This window comes from Streptomyces sp. SAI-170 (assembly GCF_049739565.1).
Classification (GTDB): domain Bacteria; phylum Actinomycetota; class Actinomycetes; order Streptomycetales; family Streptomycetaceae; genus Streptomyces.
Genome location: NZ_JBMGQD010000001.1, coordinates 8,295,202 through 8,319,336 on the forward strand (window position 1 = coordinate 8,295,202; position 24,135 = coordinate 8,319,336).

At 70.7% G+C, this 24,135-nt stretch carries 21 protein-coding genes and 1 pseudogene; 11 read left to right on the forward strand and 11 right to left on the reverse strand.

Translation table 11 applies throughout. The annotated features are described in order from the left end of the window. Positions 1-10: 10 nt before the first annotated feature. Entirely contained in the window at positions 11-1,606 is a 1,596-nt protein-coding gene (locus RKD23_RS37270) for a carboxylesterase/lipase family protein (protein WP_424857776.1), read from the reverse strand. A gap of 153 nt (positions 1,607-1,759) precedes the next feature. Between RKD23_RS37270 and RKD23_RS37275 the strand changes: the two genes are divergently transcribed. Next, complete coding sequence (locus RKD23_RS37275; RefSeq protein ID WP_424857777.1) at positions 1,760-2,320, forward strand: TetR/AcrR family transcriptional regulator; 561 nt, start codon at positions 1,760-1,762, stop codon at positions 2,318-2,320. A 49-nt stretch (positions 2,321-2,369) separates the two neighbouring features. On the opposite strand, the gene RKD23_RS37280 is transcribed toward RKD23_RS37275, so the two are convergent. Beyond that, the gene (locus tag RKD23_RS37280) at positions 2,370-2,843 is read right to left on the reverse strand and encodes a hypothetical protein (RefSeq protein ID WP_424857778.1); all 474 of its coding nucleotides are present in this window, start codon (positions 2,841-2,843) and stop codon (positions 2,370-2,372) included. A 260-nt stretch (positions 2,844-3,103) separates the two neighbouring features. On the opposite strand from RKD23_RS37280, the gene RKD23_RS37285 reads away from it, so the two are divergent. The 3 genes from RKD23_RS37285 to RKD23_RS37295 all read left to right on the forward strand — a co-directional run bounded on the left by RKD23_RS37285 (position 3,104) and on the right by RKD23_RS37295 (position 5,679). Further along, complete coding sequence (locus RKD23_RS37285; RefSeq protein ID WP_424857779.1) at positions 3,104-3,382, forward strand: polyprenyl synthetase; 279 nt, start codon at positions 3,104-3,106, stop codon at positions 3,380-3,382. Continuing rightward, complete coding sequence (locus tag RKD23_RS37290; RefSeq protein ID WP_424857780.1) at positions 3,372-4,427, forward strand: polyprenyl synthetase family protein; 1,056 nt, start codon at positions 3,372-3,374, stop codon at positions 4,425-4,427. The genes RKD23_RS37285 and RKD23_RS37290 overlap by 11 nt, the downstream gene beginning before the upstream one ends. Before the next feature lie 94 nt (positions 4,428-4,521). After that, positions 4,522-5,679, forward strand: a complete 1,158-nt coding sequence (locus RKD23_RS37295; protein ID WP_424857781.1) for an oxygenase MpaB family protein — start codon at positions 4,522-4,524, stop codon at positions 5,677-5,679. Between the two features lie 49 nt (positions 5,680-5,728). On the opposite strand, the gene RKD23_RS37300 is transcribed toward RKD23_RS37295, so the two are convergent. Beyond that, complete coding sequence (locus RKD23_RS37300) at positions 5,729-6,928, reverse strand: PucR family transcriptional regulator (RefSeq protein ID WP_424857782.1); 1,200 nt, start codon at positions 6,926-6,928, stop codon at positions 5,729-5,731. Positions 6,929-7,095: 167 nt separating this feature from the next. Between RKD23_RS37300 and RKD23_RS37305 the strand changes: the two genes are divergently transcribed. Further along, complete coding sequence (locus tag RKD23_RS37305) at positions 7,096-8,307, forward strand: lipase family protein (protein WP_424857783.1); 1,212 nt, start codon at positions 7,096-7,098, stop codon at positions 8,305-8,307. A 13-nt stretch (positions 8,308-8,320) separates the two neighbouring features. On the opposite strand, the gene RKD23_RS37310 is transcribed toward RKD23_RS37305, so the two are convergent. Further along, the gene (locus RKD23_RS37310; protein ID WP_424857784.1) at positions 8,321-8,773 is read right to left on the reverse strand and encodes an Lrp/AsnC family transcriptional regulator; all 453 of its coding nucleotides are present in this window, start codon (positions 8,771-8,773) and stop codon (positions 8,321-8,323) included. 123 nt (positions 8,774-8,896) lie between these two features. Between RKD23_RS37310 and RKD23_RS37315 the strand changes: the two genes are divergently transcribed. Beyond that, positions 8,897-9,445: an RBBP9/YdeN family alpha/beta hydrolase gene (locus tag RKD23_RS37315; RefSeq protein WP_424857785.1), complete on the forward strand. Its 549-nt coding sequence runs from the start codon at positions 8,897-8,899 to the stop codon at positions 9,443-9,445. A 197-nt stretch (positions 9,446-9,642) separates the two neighbouring features. On the opposite strand, the gene RKD23_RS37320 is transcribed toward RKD23_RS37315, so the two are convergent. After that, a complete protein-coding gene (locus RKD23_RS37320) occupies positions 9,643-11,832 on the reverse strand; it encodes a M4 family metallopeptidase (protein WP_424857786.1) in 2,190 nt (729 codons plus the stop codon). A gap of 134 nt (positions 11,833-11,966) precedes the next feature. On the opposite strand from RKD23_RS37320, the gene RKD23_RS37325 reads away from it, so the two are divergent. Beyond that, positions 11,967-12,938: a LysR substrate-binding domain-containing protein gene (locus RKD23_RS37325; protein WP_424857787.1), complete on the forward strand. Its 972-nt coding sequence runs from the start codon at positions 11,967-11,969 to the stop codon at positions 12,936-12,938. Positions 12,939-13,044: 106 nt separating this feature from the next. Then, positions 13,045-14,259, forward strand: coding sequence for a hypothetical protein (locus RKD23_RS37330; protein WP_424857788.1), 1,215 nt, complete (start codon positions 13,045-13,047; stop codon positions 14,257-14,259). 309 nt (positions 14,260-14,568) lie between these two features. On the opposite strand, the gene RKD23_RS37335 is transcribed toward RKD23_RS37330, so the two are convergent. Continuing rightward, positions 14,569-15,492 carry an NADP-dependent oxidoreductase gene (locus RKD23_RS37335; protein WP_424857789.1) on the reverse strand — a complete coding sequence of 308 codons (924 nt, stop codon included), beginning with the start codon at positions 15,490-15,492 and terminating at the stop codon, positions 14,569-14,571. 130 nt (positions 15,493-15,622) lie between these two features. On the opposite strand from RKD23_RS37335, the gene RKD23_RS37340 reads away from it, so the two are divergent. Next, the gene (locus tag RKD23_RS37340) at positions 15,623-16,663 is read left to right on the forward strand and encodes a GlxA family transcriptional regulator (RefSeq protein WP_424857790.1); all 1,041 of its coding nucleotides are present in this window, start codon (positions 15,623-15,625) and stop codon (positions 16,661-16,663) included. A gap of 56 nt (positions 16,664-16,719) precedes the next feature. On the opposite strand, the pseudogene RKD23_RS37345 reads toward RKD23_RS37340, so the two are convergent. Beyond that, positions 16,720-17,481 (reverse strand): annotated as a pseudogene (locus tag RKD23_RS37345) (collagenase); the annotation flags it as partial. Between the two features lie 382 nt (positions 17,482-17,863). Here RKD23_RS37345 and RKD23_RS37350 point away from each other — a divergent pair. Further along, on the forward strand, positions 17,864-18,403 hold the full coding sequence (locus RKD23_RS37350) for an ArsR/SmtB family transcription factor (protein WP_424857791.1): 540 nt from the start codon (positions 17,864-17,866) through the stop codon (positions 18,401-18,403). Further along, the gene (locus RKD23_RS37355; protein WP_424857792.1) at positions 18,400-19,695 is read left to right on the forward strand and encodes an MFS transporter; all 1,296 of its coding nucleotides are present in this window, start codon (positions 18,400-18,402) and stop codon (positions 19,693-19,695) included. Before RKD23_RS37350 ends, RKD23_RS37355 begins: the two co-directional genes overlap by 4 nt. Positions 19,696-19,775: 80 nt before the next feature. Here RKD23_RS37355 and RKD23_RS37360 read toward each other — a convergent pair whose 3' ends face one another. From RKD23_RS37360 to RKD23_RS37375, 4 genes are all read right to left on the reverse strand, one after another. Beyond that, on the reverse strand, positions 19,776-20,801 hold the full coding sequence (locus RKD23_RS37360) for a LacI family DNA-binding transcriptional regulator (RefSeq protein ID WP_424857793.1): 1,026 nt from the start codon (positions 20,799-20,801) through the stop codon (positions 19,776-19,778). 77 nt (positions 20,802-20,878) lie between these two features. Further along, entirely contained in the window at positions 20,879-21,715 is an 837-nt protein-coding gene (locus RKD23_RS37365; RefSeq protein WP_424857794.1) for an ATP-binding cassette domain-containing protein, read from the reverse strand. After that, positions 21,712-22,725, reverse strand: a complete 1,014-nt coding sequence (locus RKD23_RS37370) for an ABC transporter permease (protein WP_424857795.1) — start codon at positions 22,723-22,725, stop codon at positions 21,712-21,714. Before RKD23_RS37370 ends, RKD23_RS37365 begins: the two co-directional genes overlap by 4 nt. 102 nt (positions 22,726-22,827) lie before the next feature. Then, positions 22,828-23,853 carry a sugar ABC transporter substrate-binding protein gene (locus RKD23_RS37375; RefSeq protein WP_424857796.1) on the reverse strand — a complete coding sequence of 342 codons (1,026 nt, stop codon included), beginning with the start codon at positions 23,851-23,853 and terminating at the stop codon, positions 22,828-22,830. Positions 23,854-24,135: the final 282 nt, after the last annotated feature.

Genomic DNA, 24,135 nt, shown 5'->3' on the forward strand with positions numbered 1-24,135 from the left:
GCCGATCACCTCACTGTGAGGGGGTGAGTGCCTTCCAGAAGGCGTAGTGGTGGTCGGCCGCGAAGTCGGTGGGCCCGGTGCGGGTGGACGCGAGCTGCTGCACGTACGGGTCACGGGTCGTGAACCGCTTCCACGAGGGCAGACCGTGCCCGTCGACCTGCCCGGTGCTCGCGAACCGGCTCCAGTAGGCGGTCACGGTGTCCGACAGGCCGGCTTGCGTGGCGTCGAGCGGCTCGAACAGGTTGTTCTCGAAGAGGTAGGCCAGGTCGATCATGTGGCCGGTACCGAGCGGGAAACTCGCCGGCCGCGGCACGCTCCGGAAGTAGGGGGCCGTGGCCTCGGCGAAGTCGTAGGCGTGGACGGGGGTGTAGCGGGCCAGCGCGCGCTGGGTGTCGAGTGCCGCGGTTGACCACTCGGAGTCGGTCAGCACGGCCGACAGCGCGGCCCCGGGCGCCGGGTAGTTCACGGCCGGGTACTCGGCCAGGACCGCGGGAGCGTCCTTCCCGAACTGCTCGGTGACCTTCCTGGCGTACTGCTCGGCGGTCAGCGGACGCCCTGTCATGATCTCCTCCAGTCCGGCCAGGCCGCTCATCTCGTCATGAGTGGAGCCGTGCAGCACTGGCACCCGGGCGAACCGCCCGGCGGCGATCGCCTGGGACGGGGCCTCGGGCAACACCTTGCCGTCCACCACGGGCCGGTAGCCGTCGTGCCCCGCAGGGGACGCCTTGATGAGCTCCGCGGTGGACCTGCGCCGCAGGCAGGAGTCGACGACGCGTGGAGCGTCGCAGCCCGCGGCTTCGGCGATGGCGCGGCCGTTCGTCTCCGCCTGCGTGCGGGTGAACGAGCCGTCCGGTCCGACGCAGCCCGCACTCTGCACGATCGCCTTGCTGAACAGCCCGCGGGCTGCGGGCGAGACCAGCTGGGCGCAGACGCTGTAGCCGCCGCCCGACTGCCCCATGATCGTCACATTGCGGGGGTCGCCGCCGAAGGCACCGGCGTTGCGGCTGACCCACTTCAGCGCGGCCTGCTGGTCAAGAAGACCGAGGTTGGCCGGTGCGCGCAGGCCGGGCGTGGTGAGGAAGCCGAAGACTCCGAGCCGGTAGTTGACCGTCACGACCATCGCTCCCTGCTGCGCTGCGGCCAGCTTGGCCGCGCGGTAGGTGGCGCCGTCGCCGTAGGTGAAGCTGCCGCCGTGAATGAAGACGATGACCGGCAGCCCTCCTGTCGTCCGCCGGGCCGGCGTCGTGACGTTCAGGTAAAGACAGTCCTCGCTGCCGCCGCCCTCGATCGAGATCGGCTGGTCGGACGGCTGTGCGCAGGCATTCCGCGGGGCCCGGGCATCCAGCGGCGAGGACCAACGGCGCACCGGCTGAGGCTCCTTCCACCTGCGTTTCTCGGTCGGCGGGGCCGCGTAGGGGATGCCCTGGAAGGTGCGCACTGCGCCGACGAGCGTGCCCTGAACCGGTCCCTCGGCGGTCATCACCCGGGCGGGGAGGGTGTGAGCGCCGGGGCGCGGGGCGGCGGGGTCGGCCGTGATCACCGTGGTCGCGAGTGCTGCGGAAGCGGCGGCGGCAAATGCGGCGATGCGGGATCTCGTGGTCTTCATCCGGGCCCCCTGGATCGGTGTGATCTTCGATGGCCGGAACGGTAGCCAGGATTTGGGCAAACGTGCAAGACGTTTGTTTGAGACGACTGCCTGAGGCGTTTGCCTGAGGCGTCCGTCTGGCGCAGATGTGCAGGCGGTTGCTAGGATCCGCGGATGGGAAACCGGGAGAAGCTGCTGGAGGCCGCCAGGCAGTGCCTCTTCGAAAAGGGCTATGAGCGCACGACGGTCCGTGACCTCGCCTCTGCGGCGGGCGTGAGCATGGCGGCGATCGGCTATCACTTCGGGTCGAAGGAGGCGCTGCTCAACCAGGCCCTCTTCGAGGCGCTCGACTCGGGGGAGCAGGCCTTCGGGCCGCCGGCGGACGGCACCGACCTCGGCGCTCTATGGCGCCGCCTGATCGAGGCGTTCTCGGCCAACAGGACTTTCTGGATCGCCAATCTGGAGACCGTCCTGCGCGCGCAGCGCGATCCGGACCTGCGTGAGCAGATGGCCGCCGGGCTGCGGCAGGGACGCAGTGGGATGGCGCGAGAGGTCACCGCAACCGCGGAGACCGAGCTCTCCGAAGACACGATCCGCACCCTCGGTTCGGTGCAGCTCGCCCTCGTCAGCGGCCTGATGATGCAGCACCTCACCGACCCCGAGTCCGCGCCCACCGCCGACGAGGTGCTGGCGGGCCTGCGGGCACTGGCCGCCTATCTGCCCGACGAGACCTGAGGCCCGGGCCCTCTGGCCGAGGGAGGCGCAGGCACGTTCGTGGCTGTCGCTACCTGCCGGCCGCCGGGTCGCCGTCGCCGAGGCCGATCCACCAGTGTCCGTCATCCCTGACCAGCAGCAGTTGCTGTCGTTGACCGGTCTCCTCGTACGTGACCGTGATGGGATTGAAGTAGTCGACGGGGCTTTCCAGCACGGTGACGTCGACGTGCCCGTCCGCGGCTTCGCCGTACTCGCGCACGTACGTGGCCGCGGTCGGTCCGGGCTTGTCGTAGTCGGGCCCGGCGAGTTCGGCGACTCCCTCCGCGTCGTCGTCCTTGAGCCGCTGCACATAGACCCGTACGAGGGTGTCGACGTCCTCGGCCGTCTCCCGCACGTCGGGATACGGGGACTTCTGCGCGCGCACCGTCACATCGACCGTGGGCGAGTCGGCCAGGGTGTAGGGCGCCCGGAACCAGTTCCACCACACGGCCGCGGCGATCCCGACGACGACAGCGCCGCCCAGGAATATGACCCACTTCTTCATTCGCACCGTTCCCTGAGACTTGTCCCGTGACACGTGACGCGGATGCGGATCATCTCAGGGCTCGAACACACCTCCCACCGCCAGGGCCTGGTGGACGTTCAGCGAGGCGAGTTCTGGTGAACCCAGCCCGCAGGTCCCGATGACCCCGGCCCAATCCGTACGGCCAGGCGAGGTGATCACCCGATCGTGAATACCGGCCCTTCGGTGTCCGGTGTGTCGGGATGCTGGTGCAGACAGCGTGCGACCGGTAGGGGAGTGTCATGACGCGAGGGGCGGGCCGACGTGGAGGCCCGGAGGAGCGGGCGGTCCTGCTGGTGGCAGGGCTGGCCGATCTGGCGGTGAGTTCGGTGGGCACGGCCTTGGGGACGGTACGGGGACTGCTGCGCCGCTCGGACACGGCGGACCTGGCGGCGGCGGCCGAGGACGACCTGATGGCGCGCGGGCGTCTGGTGCTGGACAGGTACGCGGCCGTGCCTCCGGCGCACCTGGAGATTCTCGCCCGGCATGCGATGGCTCGGCGGGCCGCCGATGACGCATGACCGGTGGGAGCCGGCCGCGTTCAAACACCGCGTCGACGAGGTGCTGCACCACTTCGTCGCAGAAGAGGCCGAACAGTTCGCGGCGATCGACCCGGCGCTGGGCCCGGTGGCCGAGCAGCTTCTGGCAGCGGCCAAGGACGGCAAACGGCTGCGGGCGGCCTTTTGTTACTGGGGCTGGCGCGCGGCGGACCAGCCGGACAGCGATGCGCTGGTACGCGCGGCGGCCTCCATGGAGCTGGTGCATGCCGCCGCGATCGTGCACGACGACCTCATCGACGACAGCCCCCTGCGGCACGGCCGGCCCACCGCACACATCGCCCTGCGCGGTGCCGTACGCCGTGGCCCGCATGCGGTCGCCGCAGCCAGGTCCCTGGCGATGCTGGTGGGCGACCTGCTGATGTCGCTGGCCGGCCGGCTGTTCACCACCAGTGGCCTGCCCGCCGCGTACCTGGCCCGCGGCCGCCCCTTGTGGGCAGTGCTGGCGCGCGAGCTGATCGCGGGCGAGTGCCTGGAGATCCTGCACACCGGGTCCGAGCCGGACACCGCGGCGTCGCTGAAGGTGATCCGGTACAAGACCGCCAAGTACACCGTCGAGCAGCCCCTGTTGATCGGCGGCGCCCTGGCCGGCGCCGGTGAGCGGCTGCGCGAGGGCTACTCCGCCTACGGGCTGCCGCTCGGCGAAGCCTTCCAGCTGCGGGACGACCTGCTCGGCCTGTTCGGGGACCCGCACCGCACCGGAAAGGCGAACGCCGACGACGTCCGCGGACACCGGCCCACGGCCCTGCTGGCGGAGACCTGGCGCATCGCCGGTGAGGATGACCGCAGGCAGCTCCGCGCCCTGCTGGGACGACGCGACTCGGAGGAAACCGCTGCGCACGCGGTGCGCGAGGTCATGCGCCGACTCAAGACCCCTGACCGCGTCGAGGACATGATCACCGCGCGGGTCGAGGAAGCCCTCGACGCACTGCACGAGCTGGATGTACCCGCGCATGCCGCCGCTGCTCTGACCTCGCTGGCCCACTCGGCGACCGTCCGCCCGTCCTGACCGCCGTATCAAAGTCCCTACAGCCCGTGCCGTCCCCGGTCGTGGTCCTCCCGGCTGTCGTGGACCCCCTCCATGAAAGGAAAGGAGCCCTTCCATGACCTGCACCGAGGCATCGATGGACGCCCTGCGCCAATCCGGTGACGAACTCGCCGACGCCACCGTTGCCGCACTGTTCGAACGCGGCGAGGTCGGCAAGTTCAACACCCTGATGCGCTACGTCTCCACCGTCGGTGCGCCCTTGCCGGAGGGGCTGCCCGACGTCGCGCGGGAGTACCTCCAGGCCACGAGTGTCCCGCCGGCCTGGGTCGACTGGGGGGAGATGGAGAGGGCGAGGTTGTTCTTCATCGACAACAACGTGCACATCTCCACCGCGCTGTCCTTCGCCTCCATGCCCGCCTGCTACGTCGTCCCCCATGTGGCGAAGCTGCTGTCAGCCACCCATGGGCTGAAGTACCCCTCCAAACGGATGGCGGAGACCGGCCAGTTCACCGTCTACCTGATGCAGCCAGATGCCTTCGAGGCCGGCAGCCGCTTCATCCCCGCGGCCCAGAAGGTCCGCCTCCTGCACGCCTCCATCCGCCACCACCTCCGGCGTGAGAACCGGTGGAACACCGACGCGTACGGGACACCGATCTGCCAGGAGGACATGATCGGCGGGCAGATGTTCTTCTCGCTGCTCGTCCTGGACAGCCTGCACCGCCTCGGCATCCACATGTCACAGGAAGGCGCAGAGGCCTACTACTACGCCTGGCGCGTCGTCGGCGCCATGCTCGGCGTCGACCAGGACGCCGTCCCCAAGTCCCTGGACACAGCACGCCAGTTCCTCGACCTGTACATGATCCGGCACATGGGGCCCTCCGCGGAGGGAGCGCACCTGACCCGGCAACTGATCGATCTCTACGAGGAGGTCGTGCCCGGCACCTTCTTCGACCCGATCGTGTCCGCCCTCATCCGCCACCTCGTCGGCGACACGTGCGGCGACTGGCTCCAGGTGCCCCGGACCCCGTGGGACACCGTCGTCAAGGCCGTCCCCCACCTCCTCGGCGTCCTGGAAACCATCGAGGACCGTTCCCCTCTCGGCGCCTGGGCCCTGGACCGCCTCGGCCACCTCACCACCGTCCTCGAACTGTCCTCCCTCACCCGCGGACGGGTCATGCACTACGCCATCCCCGAACAACTGAGGAAGGACTACGGCGTCTCCAACGCGGTGCCCCGCACGCGACGGTGGACTCCGCCTGCGGCAACAGTGTGACGGGCCGCCCTCGTCCTACTGCGGCCACGTATCGGCGAGGTCGCGCCGGTCAGCGTAGAGCCGAGGGCGGCAGGGTCCGAAGGGACTGGAGAGCGGCGTACAACTCGGCGGTGCCGACCGGGTCGGTGACGGTGCGTCCGGTGAGTGTGTGGATCCGGCGTAACCGCTGGCGGACGGTGTTGGGATGGCAGTACAGGGCCTGTGCGGCCTCCTCAGTGGAGCCGGAGGCCGCGTACCACGCGGTGAGTGTGCCGATCAGCATGGTGCGTTGCTCGGCGGGGAGATCGAGCAGCGCACCGAGAACGGAGCGGGCCATCCGGGCGGCGACGTCCGGGGAATGCGCCACCAGCCCGGCCAGCGGGCCGTCGTCGAAACGGACGACGCGTGGGCCCGCCGGATCGGCCGCGGCCAGGGCGAGCCGGGCCAGCCGCAGCCCCGTGGCGCTGTCGGCGAGGCTCGCGAAGGCGGGGCTCACCCCGTACTGGAGGGTGGCCTGCCGCGCGAGCACGGTCATCAGTCGCTCCAGTGTGCGCTGGTCGCGGACGGAGACCAGGCCGGCCAGCAGACCGGCGGTGTGGCTCCAGGCGGAGGCGATGCCGTGGGCGGCGAGCCGGTTGCCGAGTTCGGGCACCGGCCCGGGTGGCGGGTCGGCGACCAGCACCACGAACAGTCCGTCGTAGGGCAGGCGAAGGGCGTCCGCCGCACGCCACAGAGCCTCCGTGGTGCGGGCGGTGCCGTCGAAGAGTTCGGCGAGAGCGGGGGAGCCCGCCTGGTCCGCGCCAGCCCGTGTCGCGTGCCGGTAGGCGGTGGTGATCTCGTGGGCACCGCTCTCGATCAGCCCGAGCAGGCGGGCCGCACCGTCGGGCAACGCCTCCAGACCGCGGTGGCCCGCGTTGCGCGCCTCGGCGGTCAGCTCCTCCAGCAGCATCCGTCCGCCCGCGTGGTAGGCGGCGATCACGGCAGGCAGCGGAACGCCCTGACCGGCCCTGCGGAGCGCCGTGGCCGTGGCCGGTGTGGTGCTGCGAATGTGACGATCCGTCAGCGAGCCCAAGGTGAAGGTCAGGTGGGCGTGACAGGAGCCGCGCAGCTCCTCGATGGGGACCAGCCGACGGTAGGCGACGGTGCCGGACGGGGCGAGGATCCGCTCGGCGGCGTGCTCGCTGAGTTCGGTGAGCCGTCTCTTCAAGGCGGTGGCGAGCAGGCCGATCTGTCGATCCGTCGGGTGGGTGGTGACGGGAATGTCGGGCATGGCCGCATCCTAACGAGGGCGTACGGCATTGCCGAACGGTATATGTCATTGTCGTTGATCACATGATCACGCGTCACATCGTGTGGACAGCACCCTCACCAGCCGCACACCGTCCCCTTGATCATCGGTGCACGACCTCGTCAGCCCTCACTCACCCGAGGACCCTCATGAGACTTCTGCGCACCGCCGTGCCCGCACTCGCCGCGCTGCTGGCCGCCACCCTGATCGCGACGACCGCTCCGGCCGCCGCCCTGGACAGCGGTGATCTCCCGGACGCCTTCTACACGCCACCGCCCGGTCAACTCACCACGGACCCCGGCGAGGTGATCCGGTACCGAACCGCCGACTTCCGCATCGAGCCGACCGGCCTCATCGACCAGGACGTCCGGTCCTGGCAGGTGCTGTACGGCTCCGCCGACACCGCAGGCCGCCGGATCGCCGTCTCCGGCACCGTGCTCGTCCCCGACGCCCCCTACGGTGGTCCGGGCCCGCGCCCCGTGGTCGCGCACGCCATCGGCACGCACGGCCTGGGCGACCGCTGCGCCCCCTCGCGGGCACTGGCCGGCGGTACCCAGTACGAGAGCACCGTGATCAGGTCCATGCTCGACCGGGGCTGGGCCGTGGTCGTCTCCGACTACCAGGGTCTCGGCACCCCCGGCGGGCACACCTACGTCAACGGTCGGGCCGAGGGCCAGGCCGTGCTGGACTCGGTGCGGGCCGCCCAGCGGCTGCCCGAGGCGGGGATCGCCTCCGACGCACCGGTTCTCATTGCCGGCTACTCGCAGGGTGGCCAGGCGGCGAGCTGGGCGGCGGAGCTCCAGCCCTCGTACGCACCGGAGCTGGACGTGCGCGGCGCCTCGGTCGGAGCGCCCGCCGCCGACCTTCTGGTGGTCGCGGAGGGCGTGGACGGCAGTCCGGCCTTCGGCTTCGGCCTGACCGCGGCCGTCGGCCTGAAGCACGCCTACCCGGAACTCCCCCTGGAGGAGCTGTTCACCGACCACGGCCGCGAGCTGCTGGCCGACATCTCCGACGACTGCACGCTGCCGATCGCCGCCAAGTACGGGCTGCACAGCTGGGACCGGTTGACCACCGAAGACCCGTTCGCGCGGGCCGACTGGCGCGGCCGGCTCACCGAACAGCGGGCCGGGCAGCACCGTCCGGCGGTGCCGGTGCGGCTGTACCACTCGCGCCTGGACGACGTGATCCCGTACCGGGCCGGCACCGAGCTGAAGGACCGGCTCTGCGAACTCGGCGCGTCCGTCGACTGGGACTCGTACCTGGTGCCCACCCACATCGCCACCTTCTACGCAGCCGCCCCGTCCACGGTCGACTGGCTGGCGGACCGCCTCGAGGGCAGACCGGTGGCGAACGACTGCTGACCGGTGTTGCGGGTCATGACGTCGGTGACGCGTCGGTCAACGGCTTCGGCGGGTAGGCGCGGAGCACGAGTGACGTGGTGACCGGGCCGTAGCGGGCAAGTGCGTCGACGACTTCCTCGAGTCGTCCTGCCTGTGGGCAGTGGACGTCGAAGATGAGGCAGTCTTCCCCGGTGACTCTCAGGGTGGAGGTGACCTCGGGGGTCCGGGAGGCGAAGTCCAGGGCGCGAGCGAGCTGGGCATGCGTGGTGCGCAGGCGAATGACGGCGTGGATGTTCAAACCGAGTGCCGCCGGGTCGACAACGGCCCGGTAGCCGGTGATGACGCCGTTCTTCTCCAGCCGCTGGATGCGCGCACTGGCCGCGGGCTGCGAGAGCCCGACGCGGCGGCCCACCTCCGCTCCGGTCAACCGGCCCTCGGTCTGGAGCAGGGTGAGGATGCGCCGGTCGGTCTGGTCGAGTGATTCCATCGTTGTCCGCACCGTCTTCTTTGAGATCACTTGTGTCGCTGCCGTCGTTCTGTTGCTTCCAACAGAATCTGAGCCAGACGCCCCCAGGATCACCGGGGGCGACGAGTGAAACGGTGGCAGACAGTGGTCGCGTACGTCATCATTCCCGGGATCGACGGCTCTGACGGGCAGCACTGGCAGAGCTTGTGGGAGCAGCAGTGGGGAACCTCAGCGGTGAGGATCTCCCCTGCCTCGTGGTCCGCCCCCGATCTGGATGACTGGGTCGATGCCGTCCAGGTGGCGTACGACGATGCCTGCCGGCAGGACAGCCGCGTGGTGCTGGTAGCCCACAGTCTGGGCTGCTGGGCGGCGTCCGCCTGGCTGCACAAGAACCCTACGAGCCCGACGGGCGGCGCGTTCCTGGTCGCGCCGCCCGACCCGCGGGGACCGGCGTTCCCTCGCCAGGCGGCCGCGTCGTTCCTCGAGGTGTCCGCACAACCGCTGCCGTGCCCGGCGCTGGTGGTGGCCGGCAGCAACGACCCGTACTGCGCCCCCGAGGCAGCCGCGGACTTCGCGGCGCGATGGAAGGCGCGATGGCATCCGGCGGGCGCGTGGGGACACATCAACTCCGCGAGCGGCCTGGGCTCGTGGCCGCACGGCCGGGAACTCCTGGACTCGCTGACCCCACAGTGATCCAGCACCGCACGGGACGTCGACCACCCCAACACGCACGTGCACTGCGACGATCGCCAGGGCACGCGAGGGGACCGGACCGCCGACGGGTGGTCGGCGGTCCGGCCCCGGTGCCGCGCGCGGCTCCCCTCCTCCCGCGCGGCTCTCGCCCTCAGGGCGGGGAGTCAGGTACCCGTCCTGAGGCGTTCAACCTCCCGTCAGGGGGCGCTCAGGCCCAGCGTGTAGGCGCCGGAGCCGCTGTAGGCGTGGACGAGGTAGCGGTAGTAGCCCGCGGTGCCGATGTAGCTGAGGTCCTCCTCGGAGGTGGCGTCGCCGTCCACGGCCACGTCCACCCAGCTCGCCCCGTTCCACTTCTGGAGGTAGAGGTCGAAGTCGGTGCCGGCCGGGCCGCGCAGGCAACCTGTGTGGGTGCCGGAGGTCGCCGAGTAGTAGTACGAGCCGTTCGGCTGGACGGCCCGCTGGCCGGAGGCCAGGGTGCCCTCGTAGGTGTACTCGGCGTTCTGACAGCCGGTCGGCGGGGTGTCGGTGCCGACGGTCAGCTGGTAGGTGACCGTGTGGGTGGTGGAGCCGGTGCCGGTGACGGTGATCGGGTAGGTGCCGTCGGCGGTGCCCGGGGCGACCTGCACGGTCATCGTGGAGGAGTTGCCGGAGGTGACCGAGGATGGGCTGAAGGACACCGTGACGCCGCTCGGGGCGCCGCTCGCGGAGAGCTGGACGGTCTGCGCGCTGCCGCCGGTGGTGCTGGTGTTCACGGTGGAGGTGACGGAGGCGCCCTGCTGGGCCGAACCCGATGACGGGTTGAGAGCGAGCGAGAAGTCCGGGGTGGTGGTGCCGCCGCAGTCGGTCTCACCGGACTGGGCGGGCACGCCGATCGCGTTCCAGGCCGCCTTCACCGCGTTGCACTCGGCGCTGCCGTAGGTGTTCTTGGCGCTGGTCAGGGTCGCCCTGCGGGCGGCGAGGTGGTTCCAGGAGGAGGTCTTCATCAGCAGGGCGCCCATGAAGATCTTGCCGGCCTTCTGGATGCCGATGCCGGTGACGGACGCGGGGCCGCCGGAACATATGGGGCTGCTGGGCTTGCCGCCGCCCGGGTTGGAACCCTCGGCCAGCAGGTAGAACCAGTGGTTCTGCGGGCCGGCCGCGGCGTGCACCTCGGTGTTGGAGGTCAGCTGTGTGTAGCAGTTGGGATCGTTGTTGTGCAGCGACGGGTTGTACATGTACCGGATGGGCCTGTTGTCACCGAGGAAGTTCAGCTTCTCGCCGACGGTGTAGTCCGGGGTGTCGTTGGGGTTGTTGGCGTAGTGCTCGGTGAGCGCCCCGAAGACGTCACCGGTGGACTCGTTCAGGCCGCCGTTCTCGTTGGACGAGCCGGTGCCGCCCGGGGTCCGGTCGAATATCTCGTGTCCGTACTCATGGGCCACCACGTCGATGCCGGTGAGCTGGTTGGTGCCGTTCTGGTTGCGGCCGTACGTGGTCTTCGTGCCGTCGTAGTACGCGTTCACCTCGGCGAGTCCGGCGCGGGCCGGGACCATGCCGCCCTGGCCGTTGATGCCGTTGTAGCCGAACCACGACTTGAGCATGTCGGACTCGCGCTGGGCGGCGTACATGATGTCGACGCAGGCGGTGACCAGGTCGTTGGCGCCACCGTTGCCCCAGGGGGAGGAGCCCGTGTAGGCGCTGCCGTTCTGGCCGCCGCAGCGGAAGCCGGAGCGGTTCGGGTCGGTCATCGAGGTGGCGGCGGTGTCGATGGTGACGTTGCCGTTGTGGTAGCCGCGGCCGTCGGCGTGCCGGACCTTCTCGGTGGCCTGCGCGACACGGCCCGTGCGGGCGTCGACATAAGTGTCCAGTGAGCTGGGCGCGTTCCTCGCGGTGCGGCCGACGACGAGGGTGTGCCAGGCGAGGACCGGCTTGCCGGCCTTGAGGAGCACGGTCAGTTCGGGTGCGCGCGCGCTCTCCACCGAGGCGAGCTGTCCCCGCGCCGTGGCGAGGGCGGCCCGTGCCGTGACCGCGGCCCGGGTGGAGAGCCGCAGGACCGGGGCGGGGGCGCCGGTGACCTCACGGACCTTTCCGGTGGAGTCGCTGAGCACGACGGCGTCGCCGCCGACGACCGGAACGCCCTTGTAGGTGCGCTCGTACGCCGAGAAGTACAGCCCGTTCGACCAGGGAGTGACGGACGTCCGTACGAGGTTCTCGTCGGCGCCGTGGCGCAGCTCGTCGAGGCCGCTGTCCGCGGCGTTGTCGGCGGCGGCGAGCGCGAGGGACCTGCCGTTGCCGGGTGGCGGTACGGGCCGGTCCTGCGGGACCGCGGTGGCGGGCCCGGCGAGGGCGGCCGCGAGGCTCGCCGAGAGCGCCAGGGCAGCCATGGCGGCGGTGACTCTGGTGGGGTGCAACGTCTGCTCCGTTCAGGGTGGGGAGGCGGATCGTTGCGGCGAGTATGGGCGTGGACATGGCCGGTTCGGGACATGCGATGTTGCATAACACCCGAGTTATGGTGCGGCCGCGCGAAGACGCGTACTCTGCGCCGATGAAGCTGGAGTTGAGGCATCTCGAGGCCGTGTGCCGGATCGCCGAGGCGGGCAGTCTGAGCCGGGCCGCCAAGCGCCTCGGGGTCTCCCAGCCCGCGCTGTCGGCCCAGTTGCGCCGCATCGAACGGGTCGCGGGCGGTGAGCTGTTCCTGCGCGGCCGGCACGGTGTGGAGCCCACCCCGCTGGGGGAGTTCGTCCTGCGCAAGGCCCGTCTGGTGCTCGGCGAGATGGACGCCCTGGCCGCGGGCGCCCGGGCCATCGCCCCGCACCCGAGTCTGCGGCTGGGCTGCATCCTGCTGGTCCTCGTCGACCGGCTGCTGGGCGAACTGGAACGGGTACTGGCCGATCAGGACATCCATGTGACGGTGGAACACTCGGCGACCACGCTGACCAGACAGCTCGGCGCGGGAAGGTACGACGCCGTGCTGTACGGCGAGGTCAACGACTACGAGGTGCCGTTGCCCCAGGGCATCACGGCCCGCACCCTGATCCCCAAGGAACCCTTCTGCGTACGGCTGTCGGCCACACACCCGCTGGCCGGCCGCGAGCGGATCGCGCTGGCGGAACTGGCCGGCGAGCCCTGGATGATGCTCGTGGAGGACGACGACGGCGGCCCCGAGGCCCTGGTCGCCGCCTGCGCGAAGGCAGGTTTCACCCCGCTGCTGCGCCACCGGGTGACGGACCGGAAGATGCACTACGACCTGATCGCCGCCGGCCGGGCGATATCACTGAGCCAGCCGACCGCTCCGACCACCGAAGGCACGGTTCTGCGCCCTCTGGTGGGCGACCCGGTCACCGGCCGCATCCGTATCGCGTGGAACCGGGCGGCGGTCTCCGCCCGGCAGGCGGAGCTGCTGTACCGTGCGGCCGCCCACGCCTATCTCACGAACGTGGACAACAACTCGTTCCACCGTGCCTGGTGGGACGCCCGGCCCGAACTGCACCCGACCCTCGACGACCCGGAGCCCTGAGCGGCCCGCCTCCGGCGCTTTTCGGCCAGGCGTATGATCACCGAGAGCTCCGCAGGTCACAGGCGCGGAGGAGGGTGGGGGACAGGTACGGAGGAGGGGCAGGACGGTGGGAATCCACATACGTCGTCCTGGCGAATACGTCAGACCCGCCGGGCGGATCCTGCTCGACGACTGCTTCCGGGCGTCCGGGGAGTTCTACGCCTCAGGGGCCTACTACTTCCAGGAATCGCTGAGCCGGTTCCCCGCGGGGCAGAAGGTCGAGGCCGAGCTGGTCCCCGAGCCCCACAACCCCTGGGACGCGCGGGCGGTCGCCTGCGACGTCGACGGTCAGCGCGTCGGGTACCTCCCCGCGGTGTCGGCGAAGATGTGGCACGACGTCGTACGGGCCTGGAACCGTGCAGGCTTCGCCGTGTATGTCGAAGCCACGACGAACCGGTGGACGACGAACGACGACAAGGGCCGCTACGGTCTCACGCTGCCCAAGTACGACTGGGAGTCCCTGACGGACCTGGCGGAGGCCGCCGGACTGCGCACCGCATGGGCCGCGGCCATCTCCGACCTCACCGAGCAACAGCGCCTCCTGCTGCGCGAGGACGGCGGCTACACCCCCGACGCATCGGCCGTACGCGCACTGCTGAGGAAGCGGTCGCAGCACCCTGTGTTCCAGTGGGGGACGAGCAAGGACAGCGAGAGCCTGAGCGATCGCATGCCCTTCTGGTACGGCTACTTCGTCCGCGAGCAGATGAGGGCGGAACAGGAGCGCCTGCGCCATGCCCGCCACATCAGGTCCCGCCTGCTGCACACCTTCAAGGACGAGATCGCACGGCGGCGGCAGGGCGAGCGGGAGCACGCGCGCGACCTGCGCCGGGAACAGGACCGGCGGGCGCTGGAGCTTCAGCGGGAGGGCCGCCGGGTCGCGGACATCGCCGCCGAACTCGGCCTGACCCACAAACAGGCGGAAAGCGCCCTGTCCCGCGCCCGCGACGCGGCAGGCGTCCCCGCCACGCGGACGCAGGACCTGCAGTCGGAGCGCCGCCGCCAGGCCGCGCAGGCTGTCGCGCTCAAGAGATCGGGACTGGCCAGAGCGCAGATCGCCCGGACCATGGGCCGGTCCGCCGACACGGTGGACGAACTGCTCAAGGACGGGTTGTTCTACGAAGCACCCGAGGACCACCCGGAGCGGCTCCAACTGGCACGCCGGTGCGGCGAGTTGCGCGCGGCGGGCCTGGTGAAGGAAGAGGTCCTCGCACGTCTCGGAGTCAGCCGCAAGCAGGCGCTCAGAGCGTTCCGGGACGCCTCGTCGATCCCTCGCGTGGGCTGACAGGACCGCTGGCCCGAAGGGGAACCGTCACGTGCGGGACCGGTCCCACCCCGAGCAGGCGAGCCGCGAGGTCCGCCGACGCGTCCGGGACGGCTCCTTCCGGCACGGCCCGACGGGTCACCAAGGTGAGGCGATCACCCGGATCGCACCGGGACCATGTGCGCAGCCGTTGGTGCTGTCCGCGACAGCGCTGGTGTCCGCGGAGGAAGTGCTCCGGCACCGCCTTTATGGCGGCGGTGCGGGCGGCGGCAGCGAGCCACCGCCGACTCCGCCGCCATGGCGACATATGCCGTGCCGGCCCGCTGCGGCTCAGGCGACCGTCAGGACGATCTTGCCGGTGGTGCGGCCCTGCTCACCGAGTTCATGCGCCTCGGCGGCCTGAGCCAGCGGCAGGACCGTCTCGACGACCGGCTTCACGGCGCCCTGCTCCACGAGCGCGGCGATCTCGCGCAGGCCGAGGTGGTCCGGCTCGACCAGGACCCACATCGCCCGCACCCCGTCCTGGGCGGCGGGGACGTCGTCCGGGCCGGGCAGGGTGATCAACCGGCCGCCGGACCGGAGCACCGTCAGGGAACGCTCGGCCGTTTCGCCGCCGAGCCCGTCGAGGACGACGTCGATGTCGCTCAGGACGTCCTCGAACCGGACCGAGCGGTAGTCGATCACCTCGTCCGCACCCAGCTGCCGCACCAGGTCGTGCTTGCCGGCGCTGGCCGTGCCGATGACGTACGCGCCGCGGGCCTTGGCGATCTGCACCGCGAGGTGGCCGACCCCTCCGGCCGCGGCGTGGATCAGCACCCGCTCACCGGGGCGCACGTCGGCCGCGTCCACCAGGGCCTGCCAGGCGGTCAGCGCGGCGAGCGGCAGCGCGGCCGCCTCCACGTGCGTCAGCCCCGCCGGCTTCGGAGCGAGGTGCCGGGCCGGAGCCACGACGTACTCGGCGTAACCGCCGGCCTGGCGCGGGAACAGCGGCATCCCGAAGACATCGTCGCCGGGACGGAACAGGCTCACGCCGGGCCCGACGGCCTCGACCGTGCCGGACACGTCCCAGCCGACCACCGGTACGGCGCCCCACTCGATCAGGGCTCCGCTGGCGCGGGTCTTCCAGTCCACCGGGTTCACCCCGGCCGCGTGCACCCGCACCAGGACCTCGTTCAGTCCCGGCTCGGGCCGCTCGACCTCGCGCTCGATGAGGTTCTCGGGTCCGCCCCACTGCTCCACGACCACCGCACGCATGCTCTCTGCCTCTGCCTTCGTCTCGATCGGTTCCGCCGCCGGGAGGACCCCGGCGCGACGTAATTCAGACTGGCCTGTTCCGGCTCCGCACAGTGTTGGCCGTCTGGCCACTATGTGACAGGATCTGGCCATGAGTACTGCGCGGCCGACCACGAAGAGCACACCCGGCCCGGCGTCCGAGTCGCCCCCACCGCACCGGATCGCCGTGCTGGCCCTGCCCGGGGTGCCGCCGTTCGAGCTCGGCATTCCCTCGCGCGTCTTCGGCAGCGTCCTGGACGCCGAAGGCCGCCCGCTGTACGACGTCACCGTCTGCACGGCGGACGGCGCCCCCGTCCTCACCGACGCCGGTTTCACCGTGCAGCCGGCGGCCGGACCCGAGGCCCTGGCCGCCTCCGACACCGTGATCATCCCGCCCACGCACGCCATGCCGGAGCTGGGCCGCGGCGGCCCCCTGCCTGCCGAGGTCACCGCCGCCATCGCCGGCATCCGGCCCGGCACCCGGCTGGTGTCCATCTGTTCCGGTTCCTACGTGCTCGCCGCGGCAGGGCTGCTCGACGGCCGGCCGGCCACCACGCACTGGCAGCTGGCGCCCGAGTTCCGCCGCGCCTACCCCTACGTCAAGGTCGACGAGGAGGTCCTGTTCGTCGACGACGGCGATGTGCTGACGTCCGCGGGCGTCGCCGCCGGCGTCGATCTGTGCCTGCACATCATCCGCCGCGACCATGGAGCCGCCGCCGCCAACCAGGCGGCCCGGGTGTGCGTCGTACCGCCCTGGCGGGACGGCGGGCAGGCGCAGTACATCGACCGCCCGGTCCCTGACCCGGCCGTGGCCGGAACCACCGCCACCCGTGCGTGGGCCCTGGAGCACCTCGGTGAGCCGCTCTCCCTCGCCCAGCTCGCCGAGCACGCCCGGATGAGTCTGCGCTCCTTCACCCGTCGGTTCCGCGACGAGGTCGGGATGACTCCCGTGCAGTGGCTCACCGCGCAACGCCTGGAGCTGGCCAAGCAGTTGCTGGAGACCACCGACCTGCCGATCGACCTGGTCGCGCACCGAGCCGGCTTCGGCTCCGCGAACTCTCTGCGCGCGCACATGCGAACCGCCTTCGGCATCTCACCCGCCGCCTACCGCCGCACCTTCAAGCCCGACGACCTCGTCGACGCCGGCAGCTGATCGATTCTCGAACCCAGTGCGGGGGAGTCCGGCCGTAGGAGGCGTACGGCTCAGGCGCCCGCCGCCACGGCCGTCAGCCAGGCGTTCCAGTCGCTCTCGTAGTCCAGCGAGGTGAGGAAGGAACGGGCGGCGGTCCAGTTCCCGGTGCGGTAGTGGCCGAGCAGGGTGGCGACGTCGGCCGGGTGCCGCTCGACCATGTAACGGGCGGCGAGGTAGCCCCAGTTGTACGTGCGGTTGACGTCACTGTTGGCGTAGGTGGTGTCGAACAGGGTGCGCAGGGAGTACGTGTGCTTGCCGGCCTCGGCCAGCGCGCTGCTGTAGGTGACGCCGCGGTAGGAGTAGGAGATGTACTCCGCGATGCCCTCGCCCCACCACACGGTGGGGGTGGTCTGGCTAGCGTCGAAGTCGCCGTACAGGTCGAAGCGGCCGTCGAGGTAGTGCGTGTACTCGTGGTTGAGGTTCCAGATCTGCCAGCCGGGGCTCACATCGGTGCGCTCGTAGCAGATGAACCGCGGCTGGTTGCCCGTCTTGGCGGGGTCTCCCTCCAGGTACATGCCGCCGTTGTTGGTGTCGATGCCGTAGATCTTCCCCGCGTAGGTCTTGTAGTCGGCGCTCGAGTTGAAGACATCGACCTCCAGGGTGGTGTTGTAGTCGTTCGCCACCGGCCCCGAGTCCTCGACCACGCTGTGGAAGTAGGCGTCCTGGTTGGCCAGGCTCGCGCAGGTCGCCGTCAGTTGGTCGGTGGTCATCTCCTGGGCACGGATCCGCAGTGACGGGCTGCAGTTGTGGACGACTGGCAGGACGCGTGATTCCAGTCTGCCGCCGTTGGCGCCGGGCGCGCCGAGAGCGCCCTTGACGTTGCCGTGGGCCGGGCGCCGGCCCGGGTCCGCGAAGACGTGGTCGGGCTTGGGATCGGCCTGGGAGGCCTGGGCGGGAGAGGCGGCGACGGCGGCTATGAGCAGGGCGGTGGTGACGGCCATAGTGCGCAAGGCGTGCTCCTGGAAGGGGAGTTGGGTCCCGTCTCGCGACGGGCTGCGCTGTAAAATGGCACATGTCACATTGCCTTTCAATGTTTCTGACAGGGATTCATGGAGGGGGGCGGGAGCGGCAAGCAGTCGGAGGGCCCCGGCAACCCGAGTCGGCGCGCGAAGTGCGCGAAACCTATTGCTCAATGGTCAAGAATCGTTGACCATTGCTCGCATGCCTACCGACGATCTCCCCGAGACGTTTCACGTCACCACGGACGAACAGCTGCGCGCCGTCTCCAATCTCACGCGCCACCGGATCATGGCCGTGCTCCGCTTCGAGCCGGCGACGATCACGCAGATCGCCGAGCGGGTGGGCCTTGCGAAGGGGAGTTCCAGCTATCACGTGCGGCTGCTGGAGCGGGCGGGCCTGGTGAAGGTGGTACGGACGCGGAAGGTGCGGGGTGTCACCGAGCGCTACTACGCGATGGCCGCACGGTCGATCGTGCTGCCGGATCCGGGCGAGGGAGGGCCGGATGTGCTGATGCGGCATGCGGTGGCGGACCTGGAGGCGTCGCCGGTGGATGGCGAGCGGCACGTGCGGATGGCTCATCTGCGGCTCACCGAAGAGCAGTTCGCGGAGCTGGGGGCGCGGCTGCAGGCACTGGCGGACGAGTACCGGGAGCTGTCCGATCCGTCGCTGCCGGACGTGTCACTCGTCTTCGCGCTGTTTCACCCGGCGCAGGGCGAGCGGGCCGAGAGGGGTGCCAAGTGACCTCGGACGTCCGGAAGTTGCCGACGGGGTTCGGACGGCTGTGGACCGCGCAGACGGTGTCCTCGCTCGGTGACGGAGTGTCGCATGCCGCGCTGCCGCTGCTCGCGTTGACGTTGACGCGGGATGCGATGGCGCTCGCCGTCGTCACGGCCGCCGGGACGCTGCCGTGGCTGCTCTTCGGGGTGCTCGGCGGTGCGCTCGTGGACCGCTGGGACCGCCGGCGCACGATGTGGGTCATGGACGTGGCGCGTGCGGTGCTGCTCGCGATACCCGCCGCGGCGGCCGTGCTCGACGTGTTGAGCATTCCGCTGCTCGCGGCCGTCGCCTTCCTGCTCGGCCTCGGCGGACTCTTCTTCGACACGGCCGCCACGGCCTATCTGCCGGATCTGCTCGGCCGCGACCCCGCACTCCTGGAGCGAGCCAACTCCCGCTTGCGCGGAGCCCAGACAGCCATGTCCGGCTTCGCGGGGCCGCCTGCGGGCAGCGCGCTGCTCGCGCTCGGGCGGGCGGTTCCGCTGCTCGCCGACGCGGTGTCGTTCATGCTCTCCGCACTGCTCGTACGTACGCTGCCCGCCATGCCCCGGCCCGTGCCGGAGCACCACGAGTCGCTGCTTCGGCAGGCGCGGGCCGGGGCGTCGTACGTCTTCCGGGACCGGTTGCTGCTCGGGCTCGCGCTCCGCCCGGCGGTCGGGAACGTCGCCTTCCTCGCTGTGGAGACCGTCCTCGCCCTCTTCGCGCACGACCGCCTCGGCATCGACACCTACGGCTTCGGCCTGCTCCTCACGGCGGAGGCCACCGGCGGCCTGCTCGGTGCGGGCATCGCCTCCTACCTCGGCCGACGACTCGGCACCGGCACCGCACTGACCTGCACAGCCGCCGTCGAAGGGCTTGCCATCCTGGGCCTGGCCGCCGCCCCGAACCCGTACGTGGCCGGGCTGGCGCTCGCCGTCTGCGGGGCCGGCATGGGCGCCACGATGGTGCTCGGGCCCTCCCTCCGGCAGACGATCGTCCCGGCCCACCTCATGGGCCGGGTCGCCTCCACCTCCCGCATGCTGGCCATGTGCGCCGCCCCCGTCGGGGCCTTCCTCGGCGGCTGGCTGGCCACCACCTATGACATCCGCACCCCGCTCTACGCCGCCGCCGTCCTCCTCCTGGCGATGACGGCCGTCACGGCATCCATGACCAACAACCGCCGGGTCGAAGCGGCGCTGCGTGCCGCCGCCCCGGCCGGCGGTCCGGACCACCCGGCATCCAAGGAACCCGCACAGCAGAGCGCACCCGACTTGTTGTGACGCTTGCCGGGTCCCTGCGGGCGCAGGCCTCAGATCGCTGTTCGACGTCGTCCTCGTCCTCGTCCTCGTCCCGCTTCTGGTCAGACGGTCGGGGCCGGGCGGCGTTCTCCCGATCCCCGCACGATCAGCCGGGTCGGGACGGTGAGGGTGCGGGCGCGGGAGCGGTCGCCGTCGAGGCGGGCGAGCGCGGCGGTCGCGGCGGCTCTGCCGATCTCGGCGGGGTCCTGGGCGACGACGGTCAGGGCGGGCTCGAGCGCCTCGGCGAGGGCCACGTCGTCGAAGGCGACGACGGCGACGTCCTTGCGCTTGCTGCGGGCGAGTTCGGTGACGATGCCGAGCGCGACGATGTTGTTGCCCGCGAACAGCGCGGTCGGCGGGTCTGCCAGAGCGAGCAGTTGGGCGGTGGCGTCGGAAGCGGCGTGCTGGTCATGGGCGTTGGTGACCAGGGAACGGTCGTAGGGGACACCGGCGTCCTGGAGGGCCGCCCGGTATCCGGCGAGGCGCTCGCGCCGGGTGTAGAGGTTGCTGGGCAGGTCGCCGATGAAGCCGATGCGCCGGTGTCCCTGGGCGAGCAGATGGGCCACGCCGTCGTGCGCGCCCGCGCGGTTGGAGCTGACGACGCTGTCCGCGGACAGCCCCGCGCCCGGACGGTCGATGAAGACCACGGGGAGCCCGGCCGCGCGGTGGGTCTTGAGGTGGGAGTGGTCGGCGCCGACGGACGGCACGACCATCAGCACGCTCACCCGGCGGGCGAGGAACTTGTCGGTCAGGGCGCGCTCACGCTCGGGATCGTCGGCGGAGGAGCCCATGAGCAGGATGAGTCCGCGTTCGCGGACGGTGTCCTCGATGCTGCCGGCCACGGCCCCGAAGAAGGGGTTGCCCAGGTCCGGGACGACCAGTCCGATGGTGGTGTCCGGTCCGCCGACGCGGATGTTGCGGGCCATGAGGTTGGGCTGGAACCCGAGTTTGGCCACGGCGGCGAGAACCTGTTCCCTGGTCCGGGCCGAGGCGGGTCCGTCCTCGTTGAGGACGCGGGAGACCGTCTTGGCGCTGACGCCCACTTCGCGTGCGACATCGGCCAGCGTGGGGCGGCGGTTCGCTGCCATGGAGGAAGCCGTCTCCTGTGCTCGTCGGTTCCGGCCGCGGCCTCGGCCGGAAACCTGTGAGTTGATTCGGTCGTACGTCAGATGGCCTGAACCCCGGCTGCCTTCGCGGCCTCGGAGTCCGCTACGACAGTACCTCCGGCCTCGTCCACGGTCAGCGCGCCGGTCATGATCGCGACGACCTCCGCCATCGAGTGGTCGGACGGCTTGAGCAGGGCGGCCCGCCGGCCGAGCCGGTGGACGTGGATGCGGTCGGCGATCTCGAAGACATGGGGCATGTTGTGGCTGATGAGGACGACCGGCATGCCCTTGTCGCGGACGCGGCGGATGAGGTCGAGGACCTGGCCCGACTCCCTGACGCCGAGGGCGGCGGTGGGCTCGTCCATGACGACGACGCTGCGGGCCCAGGCGACGGAGCGGGCGACCGCGACGGCTTGGCGCTGACCGCCGGAGAGCGTCTCGACGGCCTGGGTGAGTGAGCGCAGCCCGATCTTCAGGTCGGCCATGTGCTCGGCGGCCTCCTGCCGCATGCGCTTCTTGTCGAGCATGCGGAACACGCTGCCGAGGACGCCGGGCCGGCGCAGTTCACGGCCGAGGAACATGTTCGAGGCGATGTCCATGGAGGCGGCCACCGCCAGGTCCTGGTAGACCGTCTCGATGCCATGGGAGCGGGCGCTCTGCGGGCCGGAGAACCGGATGGGCTCGCCGTTCAGCCGTATCTCGCCCGCGTCGGGCACCAGGGCGCCGGTGAGGGCCTTGATCAGGCTGGTCTTGCCGGCGCCGTTGTCGCCGATGACCGCGAGGACCTCGCCGGGCAGCAGGTCGAAGTCGGCACCGTCGATGGCGGTGACATGTCCGTAGCGCTTGACCAGACCGCGGGCCTGAAGGACGGGGGTGGTGGACGTGGTGGCGGTCATCGGGCCTTCTTCCGGGAGATCTGGTCGACGGTCACCGCGAGGATCACCAGGACGCCGGTGATCAGGGTCTGGTAGATGGAGGCGACGCCCATCAGCTGAAGTCCGTTGCGGAACACACCGACGATGAGGACGCCGATGAAGGTGCCCAGCACCGAGCCGCGTCCGCCGAAGAGGCTGGTGCCGCCGAGGACCACGGCGGTGATGCTGTCGAGGTTGTCGGTCTGCCCCGCCTGCGGGTCGCCGACCCCGGTGCGGGAGATGAGCAGCACGGCGGCGACGCCGTACAGCAGGCCGGCCACGGTGTAGACGCCGATGGTCAGCCGGGAGGTGCGGATGCCGTTGAGGCGTGCCGCCTCCGGGCTGTTGCCGAGGGCGTAGACGTGCTTGCCCCAGGCGGTGCCGCTCAGGGCGTACGCGAGGAGGAGGAACAGGGCGATGGTGACCAGGGAGCCGTAGGTGATGTCGGTGTTGCCGAGCGGGAACGTCTGCCCGAGGGCCGTCAGCGGGCCGGGCAGATCGGTGACCGTCTGCTCCTCGGAGTAGATGTGGGTCAGCGCGAACGCCACGTTGAGCATGCCGAGGGTGACGATGAACGGAGGCAGCGGGATCTTCTGCACCAGCAGCCCGTTGACCAGGCCGAAGCCGCCGCAGACGGCGAGGCCCAGCGCGATGGCGAGGAGCGGCGGCAGGGAGCCCTCGGCGGCCATCTTGGCGATCATGATGCTGCCGAACGCCATGACCGCCCCGCACGACAGGTCGATGCCCGCCGTGAGGATGATCAGGGTCTGCCCGATGGCGAGGGTGCCGACCACCATGACCTGCTGCACGATCAGCGAGAAGTTCCCGCCGGTGAGGAACTGGTCGGTGGACAGGGCGAAGAAGACGCAGGCCAGCAGAAGGGCGACCAGCGGGCCGGTGGTCGGTGCGGTGAGCAGTCTGCGGGCCGCGGTCGGTGCGCTGAGCCCGGCGTACGGCCTGGTCGTGGACGGTGGCGTGGACGTGGCGGTCATGCGAGGTCCTTGACGAAAGGTGGGAGGGCGGCCCGCTCGGGTCGGGAAGGCGGGAGCGGGCCGCCGGCTTGGGGTGGACGGGGCCGGCGGAGCCCGGGGCGGTCAGCCCCAGCAGTTGTCCAGGCCGTACGCGGTGTCCTCGGACGTGATTCCGTTCTGCGCCTTGTCGGTGACGAGGGTGACGCCGGTGTCGGTGTAACCGGACGCCTTCTTGCCGTCCTTGGCGTACGTCACGACGGCCTCGACACCCTGGGCGGCCATCTTCAGCGGGTACTGCTGGGAGGTGGCGGCGATCTTGCCGTCCTTGACCGCCCGGGTCCCCGTGCAGCCGCCGTCGACGGACACGATCAGGACGTCCTTCTCCCGGCCCTTGGCCTTGAGGGCGGTGTAGGCGCCGAGGGCGGCGGGTTCGTTGATGGTGTAGACGACGTTGATGCCGGGCTCCTTCTGGAGGCAGTTCTCCATCGCCGTCTGGCCCTTGGCCTGGTCGCCGCCCGTGTCCTGGGAGCAGACCACCGCCGGGTCCTTGTCGTCGATGCCGAAGCCCTTCAGGAAGCCGTCGTGCCGCTGGACGCCGACGGAGACGCCCGGCGCGAGGTCGAGGGTGGCGATCTTGGGCGTCTTGCCCTTCATGGCGGCCTTGGCGTACTGGCCGATCAGCTCGCCGGCCCTGAGGTTGTCGGTGGCGAAGAGAGCGTCGACCGCGCTGTCCGGCTCGGTCGGGGTGTCCAGGGCGATGACCAGCACGCCCTTGGCTCGGGCCTTCTCGATGGCGGGCACGATCGCCTTGGAGTCGCTGGGGGTGATCAGGATGCCCTTCACGCCCGAGGCGACCATGTTCTCGATCGCGGTGACCTGACCGGCGTTGTCGCCGTCGAACTTGCCCGCGGCGGTGACGAGTTCGGCGCCGTTCTCCTTGGCGGCCTGCTCGGCGCCCTCCTTCATCTTCACGAAGAACGGGTTGGTGTCGGTCTTGGTGATCAGGCCGACCTTGACGCCGCCCGAGCCGCCGGCGGAGTCCGATCCGGAGCCGGAGCCGGATCCGCAGGCCGTCAGGGTGAGGGCCGCGAGGCCCGTGCAGGCGGCGGCCTTCAGCAGGGAAAGGTGCGGGCGAGGGGTGCGAGACATGAACGACTCCTGCGGGATTGCGAAGGGCGCGGTCGGCAGCGGTGCGTGCCGTCCCGAGGTGTCATCGTTGACTTATGTCATCGTTGACACTGCTTGCCGAGGATGATGTACGGGTCCTTGCGGCAACGTCAATGCCTTCCCCCTGTCACAAATCGGCAACGTTCCGAACGAGGTGCGGCTTGTGGACGGGCCGGGTCGGGGCAATCGCGCCACGAGCGTTGACGCCCTGGCCGGATTGACCCCATGATCGGGGCCACTCGATGTCATCGATGACACAAGTCA

Excerpts from the sequence above, each read along its gene's own strand:
- RKD23_RS37350 (WP_424857791.1), top strand. The coding sequence starts at position 17,864 with ATGCCTACCGACGATCTCCCCGAGACGTTTCACGTCACCACGGACGAA.
- RKD23_RS37270 (WP_424857776.1), bottom strand. The coding sequence starts at position 1,606 with ATGAAGACCACGAGATCCCGCATCGCCGCATTTGCCGCCGCCGCTTCC.
- RKD23_RS37310 (WP_424857784.1), bottom strand. The coding sequence starts at position 8,773 with ATGGAATCACTCGACCAGACCGACCGGCGCATCCTCACCCTGCTCCAG.
- RKD23_RS37275 (WP_424857777.1), top strand. The coding sequence starts at position 1,760 with ATGGGAAACCGGGAGAAGCTGCTGGAGGCCGCCAGGCAGTGCCTCTTC.
- RKD23_RS37290 (WP_424857780.1), top strand. The coding sequence starts at position 3,372 with ATGACGCATGACCGGTGGGAGCCGGCCGCGTTCAAACACCGCGTCGAC.
- RKD23_RS37300 (WP_424857782.1), bottom strand. The coding sequence starts at position 6,928 with ATGCCCGACATTCCCGTCACCACCCACCCGACGGATCGACAGATCGGC.
- RKD23_RS37370 (WP_424857795.1), bottom strand. The coding sequence starts at position 22,725 with ATGACCGCCACGTCCACGCCACCGTCCACGACCAGGCCGTACGCCGGG.
- RKD23_RS37365 (WP_424857794.1), bottom strand. The coding sequence starts at position 21,715 with ATGACCGCCACCACGTCCACCACCCCCGTCCTTCAGGCCCGCGGTCTG.
- RKD23_RS37375 (WP_424857796.1), bottom strand. The coding sequence starts at position 23,853 with ATGTCTCGCACCCCTCGCCCGCACCTTTCCCTGCTGAAGGCCGCCGCC.
- RKD23_RS37280 (WP_424857778.1), bottom strand. The coding sequence starts at position 2,843 with ATGAAGAAGTGGGTCATATTCCTGGGCGGCGCTGTCGTCGTCGGGATC.
- RKD23_RS37305 (WP_424857783.1), top strand. The coding sequence starts at position 7,096 with ATGAGACTTCTGCGCACCGCCGTGCCCGCACTCGCCGCGCTGCTGGCC.
- RKD23_RS37360 (WP_424857793.1), bottom strand. The coding sequence starts at position 20,801 with ATGGCAGCGAACCGCCGCCCCACGCTGGCCGATGTCGCACGCGAAGTG.
- RKD23_RS37335 (WP_424857789.1), bottom strand. The coding sequence starts at position 15,492 with ATGCGTGCGGTGGTCGTGGAGCAGTGGGGCGGACCCGAGAACCTCATC.
- RKD23_RS37325 (WP_424857787.1), top strand. The coding sequence starts at position 11,967 with ATGAAGCTGGAGTTGAGGCATCTCGAGGCCGTGTGCCGGATCGCCGAG.
- RKD23_RS37285 (WP_424857779.1), top strand. The coding sequence starts at position 3,104 with ATGACGCGAGGGGCGGGCCGACGTGGAGGCCCGGAGGAGCGGGCGGTC.
- RKD23_RS37295 (WP_424857781.1), top strand. The coding sequence starts at position 4,522 with ATGACCTGCACCGAGGCATCGATGGACGCCCTGCGCCAATCCGGTGAC.
- RKD23_RS37340 (WP_424857790.1), top strand. The coding sequence starts at position 15,623 with ATGAGTACTGCGCGGCCGACCACGAAGAGCACACCCGGCCCGGCGTCC.